General features: G+C 74.3%; 19 protein-coding genes and 1 tRNA gene. 4 read left to right on the forward strand and 16 right to left on the reverse strand.

Features of this window, described 5'->3' with window-relative positions; all coding sequences use genetic code 11:
* Positions 1–49: 49 nt before the first annotated feature.
* The 6 genes from HDA31_RS27450 to HDA31_RS27475 form a co-directional block, all read right to left on the reverse strand.
* On the reverse strand, positions 50–310 hold the full coding sequence (locus tag HDA31_RS27450) for a hypothetical protein (RefSeq protein ID WP_074475325.1): 261 nt from the start codon (positions 308–310) through the stop codon (positions 50–52).
* A 42-nt stretch (positions 311–352) separates the two neighbouring features.
* Entirely contained in the window at positions 353–994 is a 642-nt protein-coding gene (locus tag HDA31_RS27455) for a hypothetical protein (protein ID WP_219825149.1), read from the reverse strand.
* Positions 991–1,305 carry a hypothetical protein gene (locus tag HDA31_RS27460; protein WP_178063019.1) on the reverse strand — a complete coding sequence of 105 codons (315 nt, stop codon included), beginning with the start codon at positions 1,303–1,305 and terminating at the stop codon, positions 991–993. Before HDA31_RS27460 ends, HDA31_RS27455 begins: the two co-directional genes overlap by 4 nt.
* A gap of 6 nt (positions 1,306–1,311) precedes the next feature.
* A complete protein-coding gene (locus HDA31_RS27465) occupies positions 1,312–2,235 on the reverse strand; it encodes a hypothetical protein (protein ID WP_178063018.1) in 924 nt (307 codons plus the stop codon).
* A 300-nt stretch (positions 2,236–2,535) separates the two neighbouring features.
* Positions 2,536–2,814 (reverse strand): hypothetical protein, encoded by a 279-nt coding sequence (locus HDA31_RS27470; protein ID WP_178063017.1) that lies wholly within the window; start codon positions 2,812–2,814, stop codon positions 2,536–2,538.
* A gap of 26 nt (positions 2,815–2,840) precedes the next feature.
* Positions 2,841–3,218 (reverse strand): MerR family transcriptional regulator, encoded by a 378-nt coding sequence (locus HDA31_RS27475; RefSeq protein WP_178063016.1) that lies wholly within the window; start codon positions 3,216–3,218, stop codon positions 2,841–2,843.
* Between the two features lie 72 nt (positions 3,219–3,290).
* Between HDA31_RS27475 and HDA31_RS27480 the strand changes: the two genes are divergently transcribed.
* Positions 3,291–4,067, forward strand: coding sequence for an SDR family NAD(P)-dependent oxidoreductase (locus HDA31_RS27480; protein WP_178063015.1), 777 nt, complete (start codon positions 3,291–3,293; stop codon positions 4,065–4,067).
* Positions 4,068–4,162: 95 nt separating this feature from the next.
* On the opposite strand, the gene HDA31_RS27485 is transcribed toward HDA31_RS27480, so the two are convergent.
* A tRNA-Thr gene (locus tag HDA31_RS27485) sits at positions 4,163–4,239 on the reverse strand.
* A 198-nt stretch (positions 4,240–4,437) separates the two neighbouring features.
* Between HDA31_RS27485 and HDA31_RS27490 the strand changes: the two genes are divergently transcribed.
* Positions 4,438–6,192, forward strand: coding sequence for a metallophosphoesterase family protein (locus tag HDA31_RS27490; protein WP_376701416.1), 1,755 nt, complete (start codon positions 4,438–4,440; stop codon positions 6,190–6,192).
* A gap of 6 nt (positions 6,193–6,198) precedes the next feature.
* Here the strand turns inward: HDA31_RS27490 and HDA31_RS27495 are convergent, their stop codons facing one another.
* From HDA31_RS27495 to tmk, 6 genes are all read right to left on the reverse strand, one after another.
* A complete protein-coding gene (locus HDA31_RS27495) occupies positions 6,199–7,038 on the reverse strand; it encodes a PSP1 domain-containing protein (protein ID WP_178063014.1) in 840 nt (279 codons plus the stop codon).
* Between the two features lie 55 nt (positions 7,039–7,093).
* Positions 7,094–7,771 carry a hypothetical protein gene (locus HDA31_RS27500; protein WP_178063013.1) on the reverse strand — a complete coding sequence of 226 codons (678 nt, stop codon included), beginning with the start codon at positions 7,769–7,771 and terminating at the stop codon, positions 7,094–7,096.
* Positions 7,771–8,076, reverse strand: coding sequence for a hypothetical protein (locus HDA31_RS27505; protein WP_074475335.1), 306 nt, complete (start codon positions 8,074–8,076; stop codon positions 7,771–7,773). Before HDA31_RS27505 ends, HDA31_RS27500 begins: the two co-directional genes overlap by 1 nt.
* A gap of 1 nt (position 8,077) precedes the next feature.
* Positions 8,078–8,407, reverse strand: a complete 330-nt coding sequence (locus HDA31_RS27510; protein WP_074475336.1) for a YbaB/EbfC family nucleoid-associated protein — start codon at positions 8,405–8,407, stop codon at positions 8,078–8,080.
* Positions 8,408–8,529: 122 nt separating this feature from the next.
* Positions 8,530–9,807 (reverse strand): DNA polymerase III subunit delta', encoded by a 1,278-nt coding sequence (locus tag HDA31_RS27515; protein WP_178063012.1) that lies wholly within the window; start codon positions 9,805–9,807, stop codon positions 8,530–8,532.
* On the reverse strand, positions 9,807–12,092 hold the full coding sequence (gene tmk / locus HDA31_RS27520) for a dTMP kinase (RefSeq protein WP_260422073.1): 2,286 nt from the start codon (positions 12,090–12,092) through the stop codon (positions 9,807–9,809). The genes HDA31_RS27515 and tmk overlap by 1 nt, the downstream gene beginning before the upstream one ends.
* A gap of 180 nt (positions 12,093–12,272) precedes the next feature.
* On the opposite strand from tmk, the gene HDA31_RS27525 reads away from it, so the two are divergent.
* Positions 12,273–13,481, forward strand: coding sequence for an amino acid deaminase/aldolase (locus tag HDA31_RS27525; RefSeq protein WP_178063011.1), 1,209 nt, complete (start codon positions 12,273–12,275; stop codon positions 13,479–13,481).
* Positions 13,482–13,497: 16 nt separating this feature from the next.
* On the opposite strand, the gene HDA31_RS27530 is transcribed toward HDA31_RS27525, so the two are convergent.
* The gene (locus HDA31_RS27530) at positions 13,498–14,100 is read right to left on the reverse strand and encodes a TetR/AcrR family transcriptional regulator (RefSeq protein WP_074475338.1); all 603 of its coding nucleotides are present in this window, start codon (positions 14,098–14,100) and stop codon (positions 13,498–13,500) included.
* A 225-nt stretch (positions 14,101–14,325) separates the two neighbouring features.
* Between HDA31_RS27530 and HDA31_RS27535 the strand changes: the two genes are divergently transcribed.
* Positions 14,326–15,642, forward strand: a complete 1,317-nt coding sequence (locus HDA31_RS27535) for a D-arabinono-1,4-lactone oxidase (RefSeq protein ID WP_178063010.1) — start codon at positions 14,326–14,328, stop codon at positions 15,640–15,642.
* A 75-nt stretch (positions 15,643–15,717) separates the two neighbouring features.
* On the opposite strand, the gene HDA31_RS27540 is transcribed toward HDA31_RS27535, so the two are convergent.
* Complete coding sequence (locus tag HDA31_RS27540) at positions 15,718–16,683, reverse strand: DUF559 domain-containing protein (RefSeq protein WP_246384285.1); 966 nt, start codon at positions 16,681–16,683, stop codon at positions 15,718–15,720.
* Positions 16,684–16,787: 104 nt separating this feature from the next.
* Complete coding sequence (topA, locus tag HDA31_RS27545) at positions 16,788–19,619, reverse strand: type I DNA topoisomerase (protein WP_178063009.1); 2,832 nt, start codon at positions 19,617–19,619, stop codon at positions 16,788–16,790.
* Positions 19,620–19,945: the final 326 nt, after the last annotated feature.

Here is a 19,945-nt window from a genome sequence, read left to right on the forward strand (position 1 = left end):
ACATCCTGTCCGGCCACCGGCGACGGGGCGGTCACCGGCGGCAGAGCGGTCACCGGCGGCGGGCCAGCAGGTCGGCCACGGTGGCCGGCGAGTACACCCGGCCGCGGGCGAGCACCGCCACGACCAGCGGGGCGAGCACCGCGACCAGGCCGAGCAGCGCGGTCTGCTGGTCGGCCGACACCGGCAGCCCGAAGGCGACCAGCAGGCTGAGCACGGCGGCGCCGGCGGCGGTGACCCCGCCGACGGTCAGCAGCGGCTCGGAGGCCGCCGACGCGTGCGCGGGAACGGGGACGGGAACGGATTCGGGCATGGCGGGCCTCCTGCGGGCTCCGTCGCGGACAGTGTCGATCGTTCATTCGGTCACGCAGGCGACGATGCGCTGCGCGCCTCCGGCGGTGACGACTGTGACGACCTGCACCGTCGTACCCTCGGGGCACCAGGGCCCCGGCGGGCCGCTCGGGCCGACCGGCCCGGCCTCGCCCTGCGGCCCCCGCTCCCCCGGCGGGCCCGCCTCGCCCCTGGGCCCCTCCGGGCCGGACGCCCCCGGTGGGCCGGCCGGACCACCCGGGCCGCTCGGACCGACCGGACCAGCCGGACCGACCGGGCCGCTCGGGCCGGCGGGGCCGGACGGCCCCGGCGGGCCCTGGTCACCGCGTGGCCCCGGCGGGCCGGTGGGACCGCCGGCGCCGTCGAGGCCGGGGACCCCCGGTGGCCCCGGCGGACCGGCCGGGCCGGGATCCCCGGGTACGCCCTTCAGGTCCTCCGGGTCGACGACGCACGTCCCGCCGAGCTGGCGGACCTGCTGGCACAGTTGCTCGGCGCCGGACAGGGCGGTGGCCGCGCGGTGCTGCTGCTGCACGGTCTGCCGTCCCATCGACGCCGCCCACCAGCCGATCGTGGCGGCGATGAGGGCGGTGGCCGCCACGGCGACCACCGCGCGGCGGCGGCCGAGGCGGTTCATCCGTAGTCGTAGCTGAAGGGTCTCGTCGGTCACGCATCACCGCCTGGCTCGTGCGGACGCAGTCTCGTCAGTTCCCGCAGCAGGGAGTCGGCATGGTCCTCGGCCGCCCGCCGGGCGGACCGCGCCTCGTCCACGGCCTGCTGGAGGGTGTCGAGCCGGGCCTCGGCGGCCGAGCGGCGCACCTCCGCCTCGTCGGCGCGCCGCTCGGCCCGGTCGATGGCCTCCTGGTACTCCCTGCGGTCGGCCCGGTTCGCGTTGAGGAGGTACAGGACGACCATGACGAGCAACCCGCCGGCTCCGACCGCGCCGAGACCACCGGGCGGGACGAGAGTCGCCAGGTCCACACGACGTCAGCTCGACAGCCGGGCGGTCAACTCGTCGACGACCTTGCGGGCCATGTCCTGCGGCACCGCCGCCGCGATGGCCGCCGGGGTGAGCCCGGCGGTCGCCAGCGCCTCGGCGAGCCGCTGCGGGGACAGGCCGGCGAGCACCCCGGCGATGATGGCGGGCTCGTCCGTCCAGTCCTTGCCCTGCAGGGTGGTGACCCCGGCGACGACGCCGTCGAGGCGGGCCATCAGGTAGTCGAGCTTGGCGACGACGCTGTTGCTGGCCGCCGCCGGTCCGGCGCCGTCCGGGTCGACGGCCCGGCCCATGCTGCTCCCGCCGTAGAACGTGCCTAGGTAGACCTGGTGGATCTCGTTCTCGGCCTTCTCGCTCATGTCATCCTCCGGTGCAGGTGGGGTGATCAGTCCGATTTCGGTCAGGTAGCGGCGGAACAGCGGGGTCTGGTCCCGGCCCGCCTTGGTCGAGTCGCGGAAGAAGCTGAAGTGGGTGTGCCAGAGGTGGGAACTGTCTCCGGTGCTGCGCTTGCCCAGCCGGTCCCACCGCTTGACCGTCTTGCCGTCGGGGGAATAGATGATCTCTCTGAGGTCCCGCGTGTCGGCCGTGCCGGCGGTGCACTGCCGCACGCACCAGACCGAGAACGAACGCAGGTCGTGGGTGCTCCCGCCGGACTTCACGCTGAAGCCTCCGACGTCCAGACCGGACGCGTCGAGGGTCAGCCCCGAACTGTCCCGGGTGGACTCCACCACGGAATAGTCACCGGGCACCACGCCGTCGGAGCCGCAGTGGTAGCCGCCCCGGTGGGAGGCGTCGCCCACGATGCCGACCTCGGCAGGTTCCAGATCCTGTGGGCGTGAGGTATCGGGGTCGAGGTCCAGGTGGGCCAGGAGCAGGCTGCGGACAGCCATCAGGTTCGCCGGGGCCCGGGTCATGGGCGCTCCCTTCGGGTGATGGGGAGCCGGGCCAGATGACTACCGAGTGCGATACCCTCCGTTAGGCACAAGCCCGACCAAGTGGTGCACAACGGCGGGCATTCGACCCAAGAGTAACTAGGTCATCACGCTTTCACCAGGGCAAACGCCCCACCTTCGGATAGTGCGACCCAAGCCGACCGCCCGGACGCCCGGTCACCGCCCGTGTCGGCGACAGGGCGGCATCAGCCGGACCCGCTTGGAGATCTTGTCGTAGACGATCTCGTCGGAGCCGTCGTCCCGGCGGCCGGGACGCCGCCCCTAGGCCGACGTCGCCGGCGGACGCCGCCGCCTCCAGGCGTAAGCGAGGGCGAGGGCGACCAGGCCCAGGAGGGCGAGAGCGCCCGCGACGGCCACGCACACGGCGAGCCGGCGTTCGGCCGCCGCGACGTTCGCCGCGTGCTGGCGCAGCAGCTCGGGCGTCGGGTCCTGGTAGGGCAGCGACATCCCGGCCACCTGGAACAGGGGCAGGCACGGCAGCAGGCAGGCGGCGAGGAGCAGGAGAATCCCGACCGACAGGGCCAGGCGCGCACGCGACATCGCGCCAGACTCCCACAGCCCGGCCCTCACGGGTGGGGGTGGCTGTGGTTGCCCCGTGGGCTGCGCTGGCCGGCGAGGTACTGCTCCAGGGTCTCCCGGCGGGCGCGAATGCGTCGCTCCTGCTCCAGCAGGTCGTCGCGGACCCGTTGGGCCTGGCGAAGCACGTCGGCGCAGGGGGTCTGGCCGCCGTCGGCGGTGACGCAGGGCATGACGTCGCGCAGGATCTGCGAGGAGAGCCCCGCGGCGAGGAGGTCCTGGATGAACTCCACCTTCTCGATCGCCTCGGGCCCGTAGTCGCGGTATCCGTTGGGGAGGCGCTCGCTGCGGATGAGCCCCTGCTCCTCGTAGTAGCGCAGGGCCCGGGTGCTGGCCCCGGTAGCGTGGCTGAGCTCTCCGATGCGCACCGGTTCGTCGCCCCCTCCGGCCACCGACGCCGACTTGACCTTCACGCTGACGTCAACGTCTAGGTTAGCCGCATGACCACGGCATCCGACATGAAGGGCCGCTCCGCCCTCGTCACCGGCGGATCGAGCGGCATCGGCGCGGCGATCGCGGAGGAGCTCGCCGGGCACGGGGCAGACCTGGTGCTGGTGGCCCGCGACGCCGAGCGGTTGGCGAAGACTGCCGCCGGCCTGCGCGAGCGACACGGCGTCGCCGTGCTGAGCGTCCCCCTCGCCCTCGACGAACACGACGCTCCCGTCCGCCTGATGAAGACCGTGCAGGAGGCCGGCATCGAGGTGGAGCTGCTAGTCAACAACGCCGGCATGAGTTCGCTGGCCACGGTGGCGGACAGCGACCCCGCCACGCTGCGTCGACTGGTGGACCTCAACGTCGGCGCTCTGACCGAGTTGACCACGCTCGTGGTGACCGGGATGGTTCAGCGGGGGCACGGTTCGGTCATCAACGTCGCCAGCACCGGGGCCTACACGCCGGCACCCGTCCTGGCCGCCTACGCGGCGTCGAAGGCCTACGTCCTCTCGTTCACCCAGGCACTGTGGGCCGAGACCAGGGCCAGCGGCGTCCGGGTGGTGGCGGTGAGCCCGGGGCCGACCCGGACACCGATGAACCCCCGGCCGGGCGGCGGGAAGCGCCAGCCGGCCCAGGTCGCCCGCACCGCGCTCGCCGCGCTGGAGGGAACCGGACCTGCCGTGGTCGACGGGCAGCGCAACACGGTGACGGCCCTCGTGATCCGCATGGTGCCGCCACGATTCATGACCATGCTCGCGCTGCGGATGATGGCGCGCGGCCGCTGACCTCACCTCGTCGCCGTCGCACCGACCGGGCCCTCCCACGCACGGGAGGCCCGAAAAACAAGGCCCTGACCAGCGCTGAGCTGGCCAGGGCCTTCTGGAGCCGCCTGACGGAATCGAACCGTCGACCTACGCATTACGAGTGCGTCGCTCTAGCCGACTGAGCTAAGGCGGCAACGACCGCCAAGTGTACGGCACGCCCCGGCCGCCGCCACAGCGGGATGCCGCCCGCAACGGGAGCGGCAACGCAGCACCGGGACCCGCGACAGCGACGGCACCGCGCCCCGCCCCGGGCACCGGCATCCCGGACATCCGGCCCGTCCCTGCCCACACCCGACAGCGGATCGGCCCCGCCCGGACTACGCTGCGGCTGGTGACCGACGATCGCACCCCCGTCGACGGCCCGGCCCCTCTCGATGATCCCGACGACGAGCGGGCCTTCGCCCGCACGGCCCGCCGGCCGCGCAGCATCGACCCGCCGGAGCTGGGCTTCACCCCGCGCAGGCCGGTGCCGTGGCTCGCGCCGCTCCTGCTGATCAGCACCGGCCTGCGGACGCTGCTGGCGATGCTGTTCGGGGCGTACCTGGACAAGCGGGAGTTGCAGAACTCGCTGGAGGCCCGCATCGAGCGCCAGGTCGGGCCGGACGGCGGGCTGTGGCTCGACTACGTGGCCGACCTGGGCGACGGCTTCGACGCCACCTACTCGGTGGCGTACCTGCTCGCCCAGCCGGAGCTGACCGTCGACGGGCACCGGCTGCCCCGGGCGCAGACCCTGGTGATGGGGGGCGACCAGGTCTACCCGTCGGCGTCCTACGAGGCCTACGAGGACCGCTGCAAGGGGCCGTACCAGGCCGCGCTGCCGGTCACGCCGCCCGAGCGGCCCACCCTGTTCGCGGTCCCCGGCAACCACGACTGGTACGACGGGCTGACCGCCTTCCTGCGGCTGTTCGTCCGCTCCCGGGACCGGCACTTCGGCGGCTGGGGCACCGGCCAGTCCCGCTCGTACTTCGCCGCCGAGCTGCCCGCCGGCTGGTGGCTGCTGGGCCTCGACGACCAGTCCGGCTCGTACCTGGACGACCCGCAGCTCACCTACTTCGACGCCGTCGCGCAACGGCTGGGGCCGGACAGCCGGGTCATCCTGGCCGTGCCCGCGCCGACGTGGGTCAAGGCCGTCGACCACCCCACGGCGTACGACTCGATCGACTACTTCGTCCGCACCATCGTCGCGCCGACCGGGGCGCGGGTGCGGCTGCTGGTCTCCGGGGACCTGCACCACTACGCCCGGTACGCCGGCCCGGACCGGCAGCTCGTCACCTGCGGCGGCGGCGGGGCCTACCTGTACCCGACCCACCACCTGCCGGAGCGGATCGAGGTGCCCCCGCGCGACACCCTGTCCCGGCGGGCCAGCCGCAGCCTCCCGTACGACCTCGCGGCCACCTTCCCCGACCGGGCCCGCTCCCGCCGGTACGGCTGGGGCGTCTTCGCCCGGCTGCCGAGACGCAACCCGGGTTTCGGCACCCTGCTCGGCACGGTGCACACCCTGCTCATGCTGGCCATGGCCGGGGTGGCGGCGGGCCGGGCCGGTGGCACCGAGCAGCGGCTGCTGAGCGTCCCGCTGGTGGCGATGCTGCTGGTGACGATGCTCGGCGCGGTCTTCTTCGCGAAGCCGCCGAGCGCCGGCGGCAAGCGGCACGTACGGCACTGGATCCTCGGCGTCGCGCACGGGCTGGCGCAGGTGGCGCTCGCCGCCGCCGGCACCTGGGCCTGGCTGGCGGTGCCCCTGCACGACTGGCCGTGGCCGCTGCCGGTGGCCGCCGCGGCGGTGGTGTACGGCCCGCTGATCGGCCTCCTCGCCAGCGAGCTGGTGGCGGCCTACCTGCTGGTGGCGGGGGCGTTCGGGGTGAACGTGAACGAGCTGTTCGCCGGTCAGGGCATCGAGGACGCCAAGGCGTTCCTGCGGATGCGCATCGACCCGGACGGCACGCTCACCATCTATCCGATCGCCGTGGACCGGGTCTCCCGCGGCTGGCGGCTGAACCCCGACGACGCCCCGACCGCCTCCTGGCTGGCCCCGAAGGATCCGCTGACCCCGCGCCTGGCCGAGCCGCCGGTCGTGCTGGCGCCCTGAGCCGGCTCAGGCGTCGTAGCGCTGGTCGTGGGCCTGGCGGGAGCCGCAGACGGCGGCGCGGGAGCACATGGAGCGCGAGCCGTCGGCGTCGAGCCGGACCGTGACCGCGTCGCGGGGGACGCTGTGGCCCACGACCCGGCCGTCGCCCTCGGGGGTCGACACCCGGCTGCCGACGGGCGGGGCGGACTCCTGGAACTTCTGGTAGAGCGGGTGCTCGTACTTCAGGCAGCACATCAGCCGGCCGCAGGCCCCGGAGATGCGCAGCGGGTTGAGCGGCAGGTCCTGGTCCTTCGCCATCCGGATCGTCACCGGCTCGAAGTCGGTGAGGAAGGTGGCGCAGCACAGGTCGCGCCCGCAGGAGCCGATGCCGCCCTGCACCCGCGCGGAGTCGCGGGCGGAGAGCTGGCGCAGCTCGACCCGGCAGTGCAGGGTGGCACCCAGGTCGCGCACGAGGGACCGGAAGTCGACCCGGTGCGGGGCGGTGAAGTAGACGGTGGTGCGGTCCCCGCCGCCGTCGGCGGTGGCGAGCACGTGGTCGACGGCGACGACCTTCATCGGTAGGCCGTGCTCGCGGATCAGCCGCTTCGCGGCCACCTTCGCCTCGGCCTTGCGCCGCCGCAGCAGCTCGTCGCGGCGCAGGTCGTCGTCGGTGGCGAGGCCGGCGAGCCGGGGGAAGCCGTCGGTGTCCTCACCGACCCACTGCGCGGCCCAGACGCACTCCGCCACCTCGGGGCCGTCGTCGGTGGGGACCAGCACCCGGTCGCCCACCTGCGGGCGGAACTCGCCCGGGTCGAGGTAGTAGAGGCGCCCGTACCGGTTGAAGCTGACCGCGCAGAGCATGCCCATGCCTTCACCCTACGACGCGGTGCGGCCCGGCACCCAGCCCCGCGTCACCACGCGGTCACCGGACCCGCAGCGGGGAGCCGTGGTAGGGGCCACCGACCGTCGACCCGCGCCAGGTGGTCTCCGCGAGGCTCGGCGACCACTGGCGTAGCAGCGTCTCCGCCCCGTCGTAGGCCACGCCGAGCACGGCCAGCACGCGGTGGGCGATGTCGGCCGCCGCGAGCAGCCCCGCCGCGCCCGGCCCGGTGTCGCCGGCAGTGGCGGGTGCGGTGGCGGCCCGCACCCGGACCGCCTCGGCGGAGCCGAGCACGTCGGCGAGCGTGCGGGCGAGCGCGAGGCGGCTGCCCTCGACCCAGTCGGCGAGGGCGTCGGCGTAGCCGGCCGTGGCCTCCAGCCGGCCCACCAGGCTCTCCGGCCCCTCGTCGAGGTGGCGCAGCAGGGCGGCGCGGGCCTGGTCGTAGGCCGAGGCGGCCGGCCCGGACCAGGCGGCGGGGTCGGTGAGGGTGCGGCACACCTCGTCGTACGCCCGGACGAGCCCGCGCACCGCGTGGCCGGCGTCGGTCAGCGGGGCGGGGTGCAGGTCGAGGAAGCCCCGCACGGCGTCGCCGGGGAGCACCTGCATGCGGCGCAGCAGCGGCCAGAGCCGGTGCCCCTCGGGCGCACCGCCGGCGAGCAGCGTGTCGACGCGGTCGAGCAGGTCGAGCCCCGGCTCGGCCAGGCGGTCGAGGGCGTCCATCACCGCTCCCGGCCGAGCCGGCGACGGACGGCGTCGTCGACCCCGGTGTAGCGGTCGGCGGCGCTGCGCACCGCGGACGCGGCGGCGGCGAGCCGGGACGCGGCGACGGTCGCCTCGCGGGCCCGGTCGCCGGTGGCGTCGGTCCACCGCCGGTGCAGGGCCCGGCCGATCTCGCCGGGCCGGCCGGGGACCTGCGCGCCGAACGCCGGGTGCGGCGGGTCGGTGGCGGTCACGGCGCGGGCCAGCGTCTCCAGGGTGGCGCTCGCCTCGTCCAGCCGGGCGGCGAGGGCGCGCAGCTCGTCCACGTCAGGCCCCCGCGAGGGGCCGGTAGGCGGCGAACGTCTCGTTGTGCAGCTTCTCCCGCGCCCACTGGGCCGCGTCGGCGGCGGCCGCCACGGCGGCGCGCACGGAGGCGGCCACGTCGCGGTGGTGGCGCTGGTGCAGGGGGCCGAGGAAGCGCACGTCGGTGATCCGGCCGTCGGCGGTGACCGCGACCTCGACCAGCCCGTCCGGGGAACGCACGGTGACCTCCACGGTCGACACCGCCTGGTCGAACTCGGCCTGCAACGCCTCGATGCGGCGGTAGCGCCGCACCGCCTCCTCGATCCAGGCCTCGTCGATCTCCCCCCGAGGCATCGCGGACTCCTCCCGGCAGTGCACTCACTGAGTGTGCCGCCACGGTCACCACGGCATCACCGGACCGTACCGCACACCAATCGGGCCTGTCGATGCCCTGTGGACGGAGCAGGGGTGGGCGGTCAGCCCTTCCAGAGGGCGAGCATCATCGCCTCCACGGCGATGCGCGGCTTGACGTTGGCCTCGATGGCGGCGCGGCACTCCAGCACGGCCTCCAGCCGGCGCAGCGCCCCCTCGGCGTGCCACTTCTGCCCGCCCGCCTCGGCCAGCGCGGCGGTGTCGGTGTGCACGGGGGCGACGGGCGCACGCAGCGCCGCGACGAGGGCGTCGCGGTAGAAGCCGGCGAGGTCGACCAGGGCCCGGTCCAGGGCGTCGCGCTGGGCGCGCGTGGCGCGCGACTTCTGCCGTTTCTCCAGGTCCTTGAGCTGGCCCTGGGCGCCGCGCAGCGCGCCGGCCGCGCCCCGGCCGGTGCCGCCCGCGCCGAGCGCCGTCTGCAACGCGGCCTTCTCCGCCTCGTCGAGTTCGGCGACGGACGCGGCGGCCTCCGCCTCGGCGGACTCGATCAGCGCGGACGCCGCGTCGAAGGCGGCGCCCACCCCGGTGAGCCGGCGCGGCACGGCGAGCACGGCGTCGCGCCGGCTGCGGGCCTGCGGGTCGCCGGCGAGCCGCCGGGCCCGGCCCACGTGCCCCTGCGCGGCCGCCGCCGCCCAGCGCGCCACGTCCGGCGCGATCCCGTCCCGGCGGACCAGCACCTCGGCCACCGCCTCGGGCGCGGGCTGCCGCAGCGGTACGACCCGGCAGCGCGACCGGATGGTCACCGACACGTCGTCGGGGTGGGTGGACGGGGCGCAGAGCAGGAACACCGTGCGCGGCGGCGGCTCCTCGACGGCCTTGAGCAGCGCGTTGCCGGCCGCCTCGGTGAGCCGGTCGGCGTCGGAGATGATCACCACCTGCCAGCGCCCGCCGGACGGGGTGCTGGCCGCCCGCAGCACCAGCGCGCGCATCTCGCCGACGCCGATGCTGAGCCCCTCGGGCGCGACGAGCCGCACGTCGGCGTGGGTGCCGGCCATCGTGGTGTGGCAGCCGGGGCAGGTGCCGCACCCGGTGCCGGAGGCGCACTGGAGGGCCGCGGCGAAGGCGCGGGCGGCCACCGAGCGGCCCGAGCCGGGCGGCCCGGTGAAGATCCACGCGTGGGTCATCCCGGCCCCGGGGTCGGCGGTGGGCTCCGCGCCGGGGGCGGCCTGCCGGAGCTGGGCGGCGGCCGCCGCGGCGGCCCGGCGCAGCGTGGCGACCGCCTCGTCCTGGCCGACCAGGTCGGCGAAGACGCCCGGCGGGCCGCCAGCGGCGGCGGCTTCCGGCGGCGCGGCTTCCGGGGCGGCGGCTGCGGAGACGTCCGGCATCAGGTGCGGTGCTCCATCGTCACCAGCTCCGAGTCGGATAACTCGGGCTGCACCGAGGTGTCGGGCCCCTGGGCGGGCCGGGGGTGCACGATCCCCGCCGGGTCGACCAGGAACTCCTCCACCCGGCGGGCGACCAGACCGGCGGTCTCCTCGACCGGGCGGGACGCGTCCAGCACCAGGTAGCGCTTCGGGTCGTTCGCGGCGAGGTCGAGGAAGGCGTACCGGACCCGCTCGTGGAAGGCGACGGACTCGGCCTCCAGCCGGTCGGCCCCCTCGTTGCGGGCGGCCACCCGGGACAGGCCGGTGTGCGGGTCCACGTCGAGCAGCACCACCAGGTCGGGCTTGAGGCCGCCGGTGGCCCAGGAGGAGAGCCAGGAGACCTCGTCGACGGGCAGGGTCCGCCCGGCCCCCTGGTAGGCCAGGGACGAGTCGACGTACCGGTCGCTGATCACCACCGCGCCCCGGACCAGCGCCGGCCGGACGACGGTGGCGACGTGGTGCGCCCGGTCGGCGGCGTAGAGCAGCGCCTCGGCGCGCGGGGACGGGCCCTCGGCGGTCGCGTCGAGCAGCAGCGCGCGGATCCGCGCGCCGACCTCGGTCGCGCCCGGCTCCCGGGTGACCACCACCTCGCGCCCCTGCCCGCGCAGCCGCTCGGCGAGCGCGGCGAGCTGCGTGGACTTGCCGGCCCCCTCGCCGCCCTCGAAGACCACGAAGAGCCCGCTGGAGACGAAGTGCTCGGCCGGCATCAGCGGGCGGCCCCGGATCGACCCCCACAGGTCGGCGAGGACCGGCACGCCCTTCTTGTCGTCCATCTGGCCGAACGCGCTGATCCCGGCGAAGATGCCGGCCGCGCCGGCGGCGAGCAGCAGCAGCCGGGTGGAGGAGACGGAGATGCCGAGGTCGGCGATGGTCAGCTTGCGGGAGCCGCCGACGCCGACGAGGAGGCTGCTCAGCGCGATGGCGAGGATCAGCACCAGCCGGGTGCCGATCTGCACCACCGCGAAGACCCGGCCGCGCACCTCGTCGGCGACCTCGCCGCCGAGCAGCGTGGTGCCGGCGAGGAAGGCCATGCCCGCGCCCGCCCCGACCAGGATCGCGCCGAGCATCGCCATGGACAGGTGCACGGCGAACGCGAGCACCACCACCGACGCGCTGGCCAGCACGATGCTCATGCCGAACCAGCGCCGCCTGGACATCTCCCGGACGATCATCGGGCCGAGCCCGATGCCCAGGGCGAGGCCGATGAACATCGCGCCGAAGAGCAGGTAGAAGGCGGCGTCACCGGCGCCGAGGGACGCGGCGAAGAACTTGGCCGTGCCGATCACGATGCCGCCGCCGGCGAACGCGCCGAAGATGCCGAGCACCAGGCCACGGACCAGCGGGGTCTGGCCGATGTATTTCCAGCCCTCGGTGAACTGGCGCATGACGCCCTGTTCGGTGCGCTCGGCCTCGCCGGCCTGCGCCTGGCTGATCTCCTTGATCCCGAAGGCGACGACCAGGGCGGTGGCGAGCCGGGAGAACGCGTTGAACCAGAGCGCGAGCTGCGCCGGCTCGGCCCAGGACGGCATCTCCCCGCCGGTGGCCCCCCGGACGCTGCGGTCGAGCAGGGCCAGGCCGAGCGCGGCGGCGATCGGGGTCAGCCCGTACGTGGTGATCAGGGTGAGCTGGTTGGCCGCCTCCAGCCGGGCGCGCGGGATGAGGTTGGGGACCGCGGCCTCCTTGGCCGGGATCCAGAGCAGGGTGATCGTCTCGATCAGGAAGGTGGCGACTGCCGCCCAGCCGACCACCAGCCCGCCGCTGGCCCCGGTGAGCGCGAACAGCGGGATGGAGGCGAACAGCAGGAAGCGCAGCACGTCGCAGATGACCATGGTCCAGCGCCGGTCGAACCGGTCGGCGAGGACGCCGGCCACCGGGCCGAGAATCAGCGCGGGCAGCAGCCGGATCGCGATCAGGGTGCCGAACGCGGCGCCCTGGGCGGTGCTGCCGGAGACCTGGGCGGCGGCGAAGACCGAGGTGGCGAGCAGGCCGAGCCAGTCGCCGAAGGAGGCGGCGCCGAGCACGATCCAGAGTCGGCGGAACGGTCGGATGCGCAGCACGGAGCGGATCGCGGCGGCCCCGGACCGGTCGGCCGGCTGCGTCCCGGCCGGCGGGGCGCCCGCCTGGGTGCCGGTGCGGCCGGTGTCCTCGGCGCCGGGCGGGCCGGCCGACGGCGACTCGCCGGGCGACTCGCCGCTGTTCTGGCTTTCGATGGCCGTACCTCCACGTGCCGGCCCAACGTTGGGCATCCCGGTGCAACACTCTAGTCCCGGCCGGAGGACTTCCCGCCCGTGACAGTGCCTGCTCGCCGAGCCTAGGCCGCAGCCGCCACCCGTCGCCGCCGGTGTCCCCGGGCCGCCGGGCGGAAGCACGCCCCGGCAGACGCGAGGCTCTTTCACAATTGACCGATCGACAGTTAGCGTGCACACGTGACCAGCGAAGGCGACAAACTGCGCGAACGCCTGGAACGGGCGACCGCCCACCTCGACCCGCCGTACGCGGTGGTCGACCTGGCGGCGTTCGACGCCAACGCGGCGGCGCTGCCCACCCGGGCCGGCGGCAAGCCGATCCGGGTCGCCAGCAAGTCCGTCCGGTCCCGCGAGCTGCTCCGCCGGGTGCTGGGCCGCCCCGGCTGGCGCGGGGTGATGGCGTTCACCCTGCCCGAGGCGAACTGGCTCGTCCGCGCCGGCGTGACCGACGACGCGCTGGTGGCGTACCCCACGGCCGACCGGGGGGCGCTCGCCGAGCTGGCCGCCGACGAGGGGCTGGCCGGGGCGGTCACGCTGATGGTCGACGGGACCGACCAGCTCGACCTCGTCGACGCGGTGTGCCCGCCGGGCCGCCGCCCCGCGCTCCGGGTCTGCGTCGACCTCGACGCGTCCTGGCGGCCCCTGGGCAGGCGGGTGCACGTCGGGGTGCGCCGCTCGCCGGTGCACAGCGCCCGGGCGGCCGGCGCGCTCGCCGCCGCGATCGCCGCCCGGCCGGGCTTCCGGCTGGTCGGCCTCATGTCGTACGAGGCGCAGATCGCCGGGCTGGGCGACGCCCCGCCGGGCCGGGCGGCCCTCGCCGCCGCGATCCGGGCCGCCCAGCGCGGGTCCTACCGCGAGTTGCTGGCCCGCCGGGGCGCGGCGGTGTCGGCGGTACGCGAGCACGCCGACCTGGAGTTCGTCAACGGCGGCGGCACGGGCAGCGTGGCGGCGACCAGCGCCGATCCCGCGGTCACCGAGGTCACCGCGGGATCGGGTCTGTACGGACCGACGCTGTTCGACGCGTACCGGGCCTGGCGGCCCACCCCGGCCGCGTTCTTCGCCTGCGCCGTGGTCCGCCGGCCGACGCCGGAGCTGGCGACCGTGCTCGGCGGCGGCTGGATCGCCTCCGGCCCGCCCGCCGGCAACCGGCTGCCCACCCCCTGGCTGCCGACCGGCCTGAAGCTGCTCGGCGCGGAGGGCGCCGGCGAGGTGCAGACCCCGCTGACCGGCCCGGCGGCGGCCGGCCTACACGTCGGCGACCGGGTGTGGTTCCGGCACGCCAAGGCCGGCGAGCTCTGCGAGCGTGTCAACGAGCTGCACCTGGTCGACGGCGACCGGATGGTCGGGACCGTCCCCACCTACCGGGGGGAGGGTCACGCCTTCCTCTAGCCCCGCCGCCGCCCGTTCAGGCGGTGGGGGCGGGGGCCGGGGTGGTGACGCCCGCAGCGGCGGCGGCCGACGCCTCCACGTGCCGGTGCAGGTATTCGCGGATGAGCGCCTTGGCCTCGGCGAGCACCCGCTCGTCGCCCTCGGCGTTGCGCCGGAAGGCCAGCTTGATCAGGGCGTCGGCGGCCTCGACGGCGATCTCCAGGCAGAACCGCAGGCGCGGCTCGTCGACCATCCCGAACCGCTCGGTGAGCACCCGGGCGAGCTGGTCGGCGATGACGCCGTTGTTGTCCCGCTGCTCGTCCAGCAGGTGCAGGTCGACCACGTCGCCGAAGTGCAGGGTGCGGAACCCGGGGACGGTGCGGTGCATCGTGATGTACTCGTCGATCCCCGCGTCGACGCCGTCCCACCAGTGCGTCAGGTCGTCCGAGGCGAACCGCTCGTCGAGCCGCTGGAGGTAGGATTCCATCGTGCGCAGGGTCAGCGCCTGCACGATCGCCCGCTTGTCCGGGAAGAACTGGTAGACCGACCCGATCGCCACCTCGGCGCGCTCGGCGAGCAGGGTCGTGGTCAGCCCCTCGTACCCCACCTCGTCGACGAGTTCGGCGCAGGCGTCCAGCATCCGCTGGACCCGCGCGACGCTTCGACCCTGGACCGGCACCCGGCGCAACGGCCCGGTCGTGGCGGCTGGTGTGGACACTCGGCGCCACCCCCCTTCGACGGATGAACATATCTGCACGTCACGAGTACGTGACTACCGGTACAACGAGCGGACCTGGATTGCGGTATTTACCAGGCACAACGTTCCTGATATGAAGACATCTCACATTCACGTCGAGGAGCGCGCATGGGCAGCACGACCCCGCCGAGCCCCCACTGGCGCAACTGGGCCGGCAACCAGCGCAGCACCGCCACCACCATCCTCCGCCCCCGTACGATCGCCGACGTCGCCGCCGCCGTCCAGGCCGCCGCCGCTGCCGGCGAGCGGATCCGGCCCGTCGGCAGCGGCCACTCCTTCACGGCCGTGGCGTGCGCCGACGACCGCCGGATGGAGCTGACCGACCTCGACACCGAGACCCGGGTCGACCGCGACCGACGCCTGGTCACCGTACCGGCAGGGATGCCCCTGCACCGACTCAACGCCCTGCTCGCCGGGCACGGGCTGGCGCTGCCCAACCTCGGCGACATCGACGCGCAGACCGTCGCCGGGGCGATCTCCACCGGCACCCACGGCACCGGCGCGGCCTACGGCTGCCTGTCGACCTTCGTCGAGGCGCTCACCCTGATCACCGGCACCGGGGAGGTGCTGCACTGCTCCGCCGACGAACACCCGGACGTCTTCGCCGCCGCCCGCGTCTCCCTCGGCGCCCTCGGCGTGCTGACCGAGGTGACCCTGCGCGTCGTCGACGCGTTCGTGCTGCGCGCCCACGAACGCCCCGCCGCCCTCGACGACGTCCTCGCCGACCTGCCCACGCTGGTCGCCGCGCACGACCACGCCGAGTTCTTCTGGTTCCCCTACACCGACCGGGTGCAGCTCAAGACCAACGACCGGGTGCCCGCCGACGACCGGCCGCTGCCCCGCTGGCGGGCCTGGCTCGACGACGACTTCCTCGCCAACACCATCTTCGCCGGCCTCTGCCGGCTCGGCCGCGCCGCGCCGCGCCTGGTGCCCGCGATCAACGCGGCCTCCGCCCGGGCGCTCAGCGAACGCACCTACACCGGCCGCTCCGACGCGGTCTTCTGCACCCCGCGCCGGGTCCGCTTCATGGAGATGGAGTACGGCCTGCCGCGCGCCGCCCTGCCCGAGGCCCTGGCCGAGGTGCGCCGCATCGTCGACAGGCTCCCGTTCAAGGTGCAGTTCCCCGTCGAGGTGCGCTTCACCGCCGGCGACGACATCTGGCTCTCCCACGGGTACGCGCGCGACTCGGCGTACATCGCCGTCCACCAGTACCTCGGCGCGCCCTACGAGCCGTACTTCCGGGCCGTCGAGGAGGCCGCCGCCGGGCTGGGCGGCCGCCCCCACTGGGGCAAGCTGCACTGGCGCGACGCGGAGTCACTGGCACCGGCGTACCCGAAGTTCGCCGACTTCCGCTCCGTCCGCCACCGCCTGGACCCGCAGGGAGTCTTCGACTCCCCCCACCTGACCACCCTCCTGGGCCCCTGACAGGCACCCCTCGCAAATCTTGGAAGAAACTGGCCCTTGGAGGGGCCGGAATCTTCCAAGATTGTCTCGACGGCGTCAGCCGGGCCAGCCGGCGGCACGCAGGGCGGCGCGCAACTGGTCCACCACCTCCTCGGGGCGGTCGCGGACGGCCCAGGACGGGAAGCGGAGCACCCGGTCGCCGTCGATCCAGAGCGCATTCTGCCGGCGCATGTCGGCCCACGCCGCGCGGGGATCGAGGTGCTGACCACCGTCGACCTCGACGTGCACCCCCCACTCGTCGAAGTAGGCGTCGAGGTAGCGACGCCGCCCGGTAGCGTCGCATCGAACCTTCTGCCGGGTCGGCTCGGGCAGCCCGGCGCGCCGGACGAGGCCCAGGAAGCCCAACTCGGCGAGGGAGTGCGCGCCGCCGGCCGCGTCTGCGGCGGTGCCCAGGATCAGCCTCCGCCGGCGGGCCCGGGGCAGCCGGTCGAGCACCCGTCGCAGGTCGTCGCCACCGACCAGGCGCTGTTGGAAGCCGGCGGCGATCACCGCCCTGGCCTCGTCGTCGCTTCCGGCCCACTGCGCGGCGTCGACGATCGACCGGGCCGGCATCGTGCGGCGGGGCTGCCCGATGGCGTACACGTCCTCGTCCGGTAGGCAGGTCGTCCGGTGTGCCACGACTCCCGGCGGCAGCGGCCCTCGCCGACGGTCGGCCGGCAGCAGCAGGTGGACGGGGCGACCGGGGAAGCCACGCAACCCACCCGCTTGGGCGGCGGTCAGCCCACCGAGCACCGCCGCCGGTCCGGCGGCGAGCACGCCGATCCACCGGAGCTGATCAGCGCCCACCGGACCGTTGTGGGTCACGAACACCGCCCGGTGCACCTGCCGCCAGCGGTGGCTGTCGACCCGGTGCCGGATCGCCTTGCGGGATAGGTGCCGCAGCGCCTGGCCGAGGCTGATCACCTCGTCCTGGTGGAAGAGCAGCCAGGTCAGCTCGTCGGCGTCGTCGCCCGGCAGCGCCCGCCGCCACCCCGCCCAGCCCCGCCCGCCACGAAGACCCACGACAGAAACCCTGCCGCACGGCCCGCCACCCCCGCTGCCCCTGTGGACAACGGCGAGATCTTGGAAGAATGTGGCCCCTCCGGGGGCCTGAGTCTTCCAAGATCTCAGGTGGTGGCTTTTCTGGGGGGTGTCGCCTTCTTGGCCGGGGTCGCCTTCTTGGTCGCCGTGGACTTCGCAGCCGCCGTCGTCTTCGTGGCGGCGGCGGTCTTCTTCGCCGCCGTGGTCTTCTTCGTGGCCGTCGTCTTCTTCGCAGCCGGGGCCTTCTTCGCCGCCGCCTTCTTCTTCGGGGCCGGGCCCTTCGCCCGCTTCTCGGCGAGCATCTCGGAGGCTTCCTCGACGGTCAGCGCCTCCGGGGTCTGCCCCCGCCGCAGGGACGCGTTGAACTCGCCGTCGGTCACGTACGGGCCGAACCGGCCGTCCTTGATCACCAGCGGCTTCTCGGTCAGCGGGTCGACGCCCATCTCCCGCAGCGGCGGCGCGGCGGCCCGACGCTGGCGGGTCTTCGGGGCGGCCAGCAGGGCCAGCGCCTCGTCCAGCGTGACGGTGAACATCTTGTCTTCCGAGTCCAGCGAGCGGAACTCGTCGCCCTGCTTGACGTACGGGCCGTAGCGGCCGTTGTTGGCGAGGACCTCCGCGCCGTCGGGGGCCACCCCAACCAGCCGGGGCAGGCTGAGCAGCTTCAACGCCTCGTCGAGGGTGAGCGAGTCCGGCGACTGCGTGCGCAGCAGCGACGACTTGCGTTCACCGCTGGCCACGTACGGGCCGAACCGGCCGGACTTGAGCAGGATCGGCTCACCGGTCGACGGGTCGTCGCCGAGCTTGCGCTCGCCGCCCCCGCCGAGGAACAGCTCGTGCACCTTCTCCGGGGTCAGCTCGTCGGGGGCCAGCCCCTCGGGGATCGGCGCCCGGTCACCCTGGCCGCCGCCCTCCTCGCCCTCACCGTGGGCCGCCGGCTCCTCGCCGGGCACGCCCCGCTGGAGGTACGGCCCGTAGCGCCCCACCCGGACGACGACCTCGCGGCCCTCGTCGTCGGTGTGCAGGGGGATCGAGTTGACGCTGCGCGCGTCGATCTCGCTGAGGTTCTCCGTGACCAGCTTCTTCAGCCCGCCGGAGCGCGCGATGTCCTGGTCACCCGCCCCGTTGGAGCTGCCGAAGTAGAACGCGGTGAGGAAGTCGACGGCGGCGTGGTCGCCACCGGCGATCTCGTCCAGCTCGTTCTCCATGCTGGCGGTGAAGTTGTAGTCGACCAGCCGGGGGTAGTGCCGCTCCAGCAGGCCGATCACCGCGAACGCCAGGAACGACGGGATGAGCGCCTGGCCGCGCTTGCTGACGTACCCCCGGTCCTGGATCGTCTGCATGATCGACGCGTAGGTGGAGGGGCGGCCGATGCCCAGCTCCTCCAGGGCCTTGACCAGCGACGCCTCCGTGTACCGCGACGGCGGCTGGGTGTGGTGGCCCTGGGCGGCCAGCTCGTCGGCGGTCAGCGGCTGGTCCTTGACCAGGTTGGGCAGCCGGCGCTCGGCGTCCTCGGCCTCGGCGTTCTCGTCGTCGGACGACTCGACGTACGCGCGCAGGAAGCCCGGGTCGGTGATCGTCTTGCCGGTCGCGCCGAAGTCGGCCTCCTCGCTGGCGGAGGAGACGGCGCGGATCCGCACCGAGACGCTGGAGCCGACGGCGTCGGTCATCTGCGAGGCGATGGTGCGCCGCCAGATCAGCTCGTAGAGCTTGAACTCCTCGCCGGACAGCTCCCGGGCCACCTCGCCCGGGGTGCGGAAGTTGTCCCCCGCCGGGCGGATCGCCTCGTGCGCCTCCTGCGCGTTCTTCACCTTGCCGGTGTAGCGGCGCGGCTCCGGCGGCACGCTGCGCTCGCCGTACAGCTCGACGATCTGCCGACGGGCCGCCGCGATGGCGGTCTCCGACAGGTTCACCGAGTCGGTACGCATGTAGGTGATGTAGCCGTTCTCGTAGAGCCGCTGCGCGGTGCGCATCGTCTGCTGCGACGAGAACCGCAGCTTGCGGGCCGCCTCCTGCTGGAGGGTGGAGGTGATGAACGGCGCGTACGGGCGGCGGCGGTAGGGCTTCTCCTCGACCCGGGTGACCGTGAACGGCCGCCCCGCGAGGCGGGCCGCCAGCCCACGCGCGCCGCCCTCGTCGAGGTGCACGACGCCCGCGCCGGGCCGCACCTTGCCGGTGGTCGGCTCGAAGTCCTTGCCGGTGGCGATCCGGTCGCCGTTCAGCGCGACGAGGGTGGCGTTGAAGGTGCGCGGCCCCTCGCCCGGCCTCGCCACAGCGAGGGTGGCCAGGATGTCCCAGTATTCGGCGGTGCGGAAGGCCATCCGCTGCCGCTCGCGCTCGACCACGATCCGGGTCGCCACGGACTGCACCCGGCCCGCCGAGAGCTTCGGCATGACCTTCTTCCACAGCACCGGGGAGACCTCGTAGCCGTAGAGCCGGTCGAGGATGCGCCGGGCCTCCTGCGCGTCGACCAGGTCCCGGTCGATCTCGCGGGGGTTGGCCACCGCCGCCTGGATCGCCGGCTTGGTGATCTCGTGGAAGACCATCCGCTTGACCGGCACCTTGGGCTTCAACGTCTCCACCAGGTGCCAGGCGATCGCCTCGCCCTCGCGGTCCTCGTCGGTGGCCAGGAAGATCTCGTCGACCTCCTTGGCCAGCTTGACCAGCTTGCTGATCTGCTGGCGGCGGTCGGGCGAGACCACGTAGAGGGCGTGGAAGCCGTTGTCGACGTCCACCCCGAGCCGGGCCCACGGCTCGCCCTTGTACTTGGCGGGCACGTCGGCGGCGTTGCGTGGCAGGTCGCGGACGTGACCGAAGCTGGCCTCCACGACGTACCCCGGGCCGAGATAGCCCGAGATCGTCTTGGCCTTCGCCGGTGACTCGACGATGACCAGACGGGTGGTCCTGGCGTTGCTCGGCACGTCTCCTGCGACCTCACTCCTGCTCGTGGCCGGCCGATCCGGGGCGCGGACCACCCGCGGTCCGCCGGAACCGCCGGCGGTCCGGATGTCCAACGTAACGCGCCGTCCGGGTTCCGGGTTTCGCGGGCGGCAAACCGCCCACGCCGCTTCCCGGGGCACCGGCGACGGTCTTGCCGGACGGCGCCACCGTACACCGTGGGTAGGCCCTCGGGCGGGCCACTGTGACGACGCCGCCTCTCGGTGGACGCCCGACCAGCCGCTCCGCCGTCGTCGCCCGACGGCCGGAGTGTCCTTGATCGGACACCGGGGGAGGCCCGGCCGGCGAC

Source organism: Micromonospora carbonacea (assembly GCF_014205165.1).
In the GTDB taxonomy this organism is placed as follows: Bacteria; Actinomycetota; Actinomycetes; order Mycobacteriales; family Micromonosporaceae; genus Micromonospora; species Micromonospora carbonacea.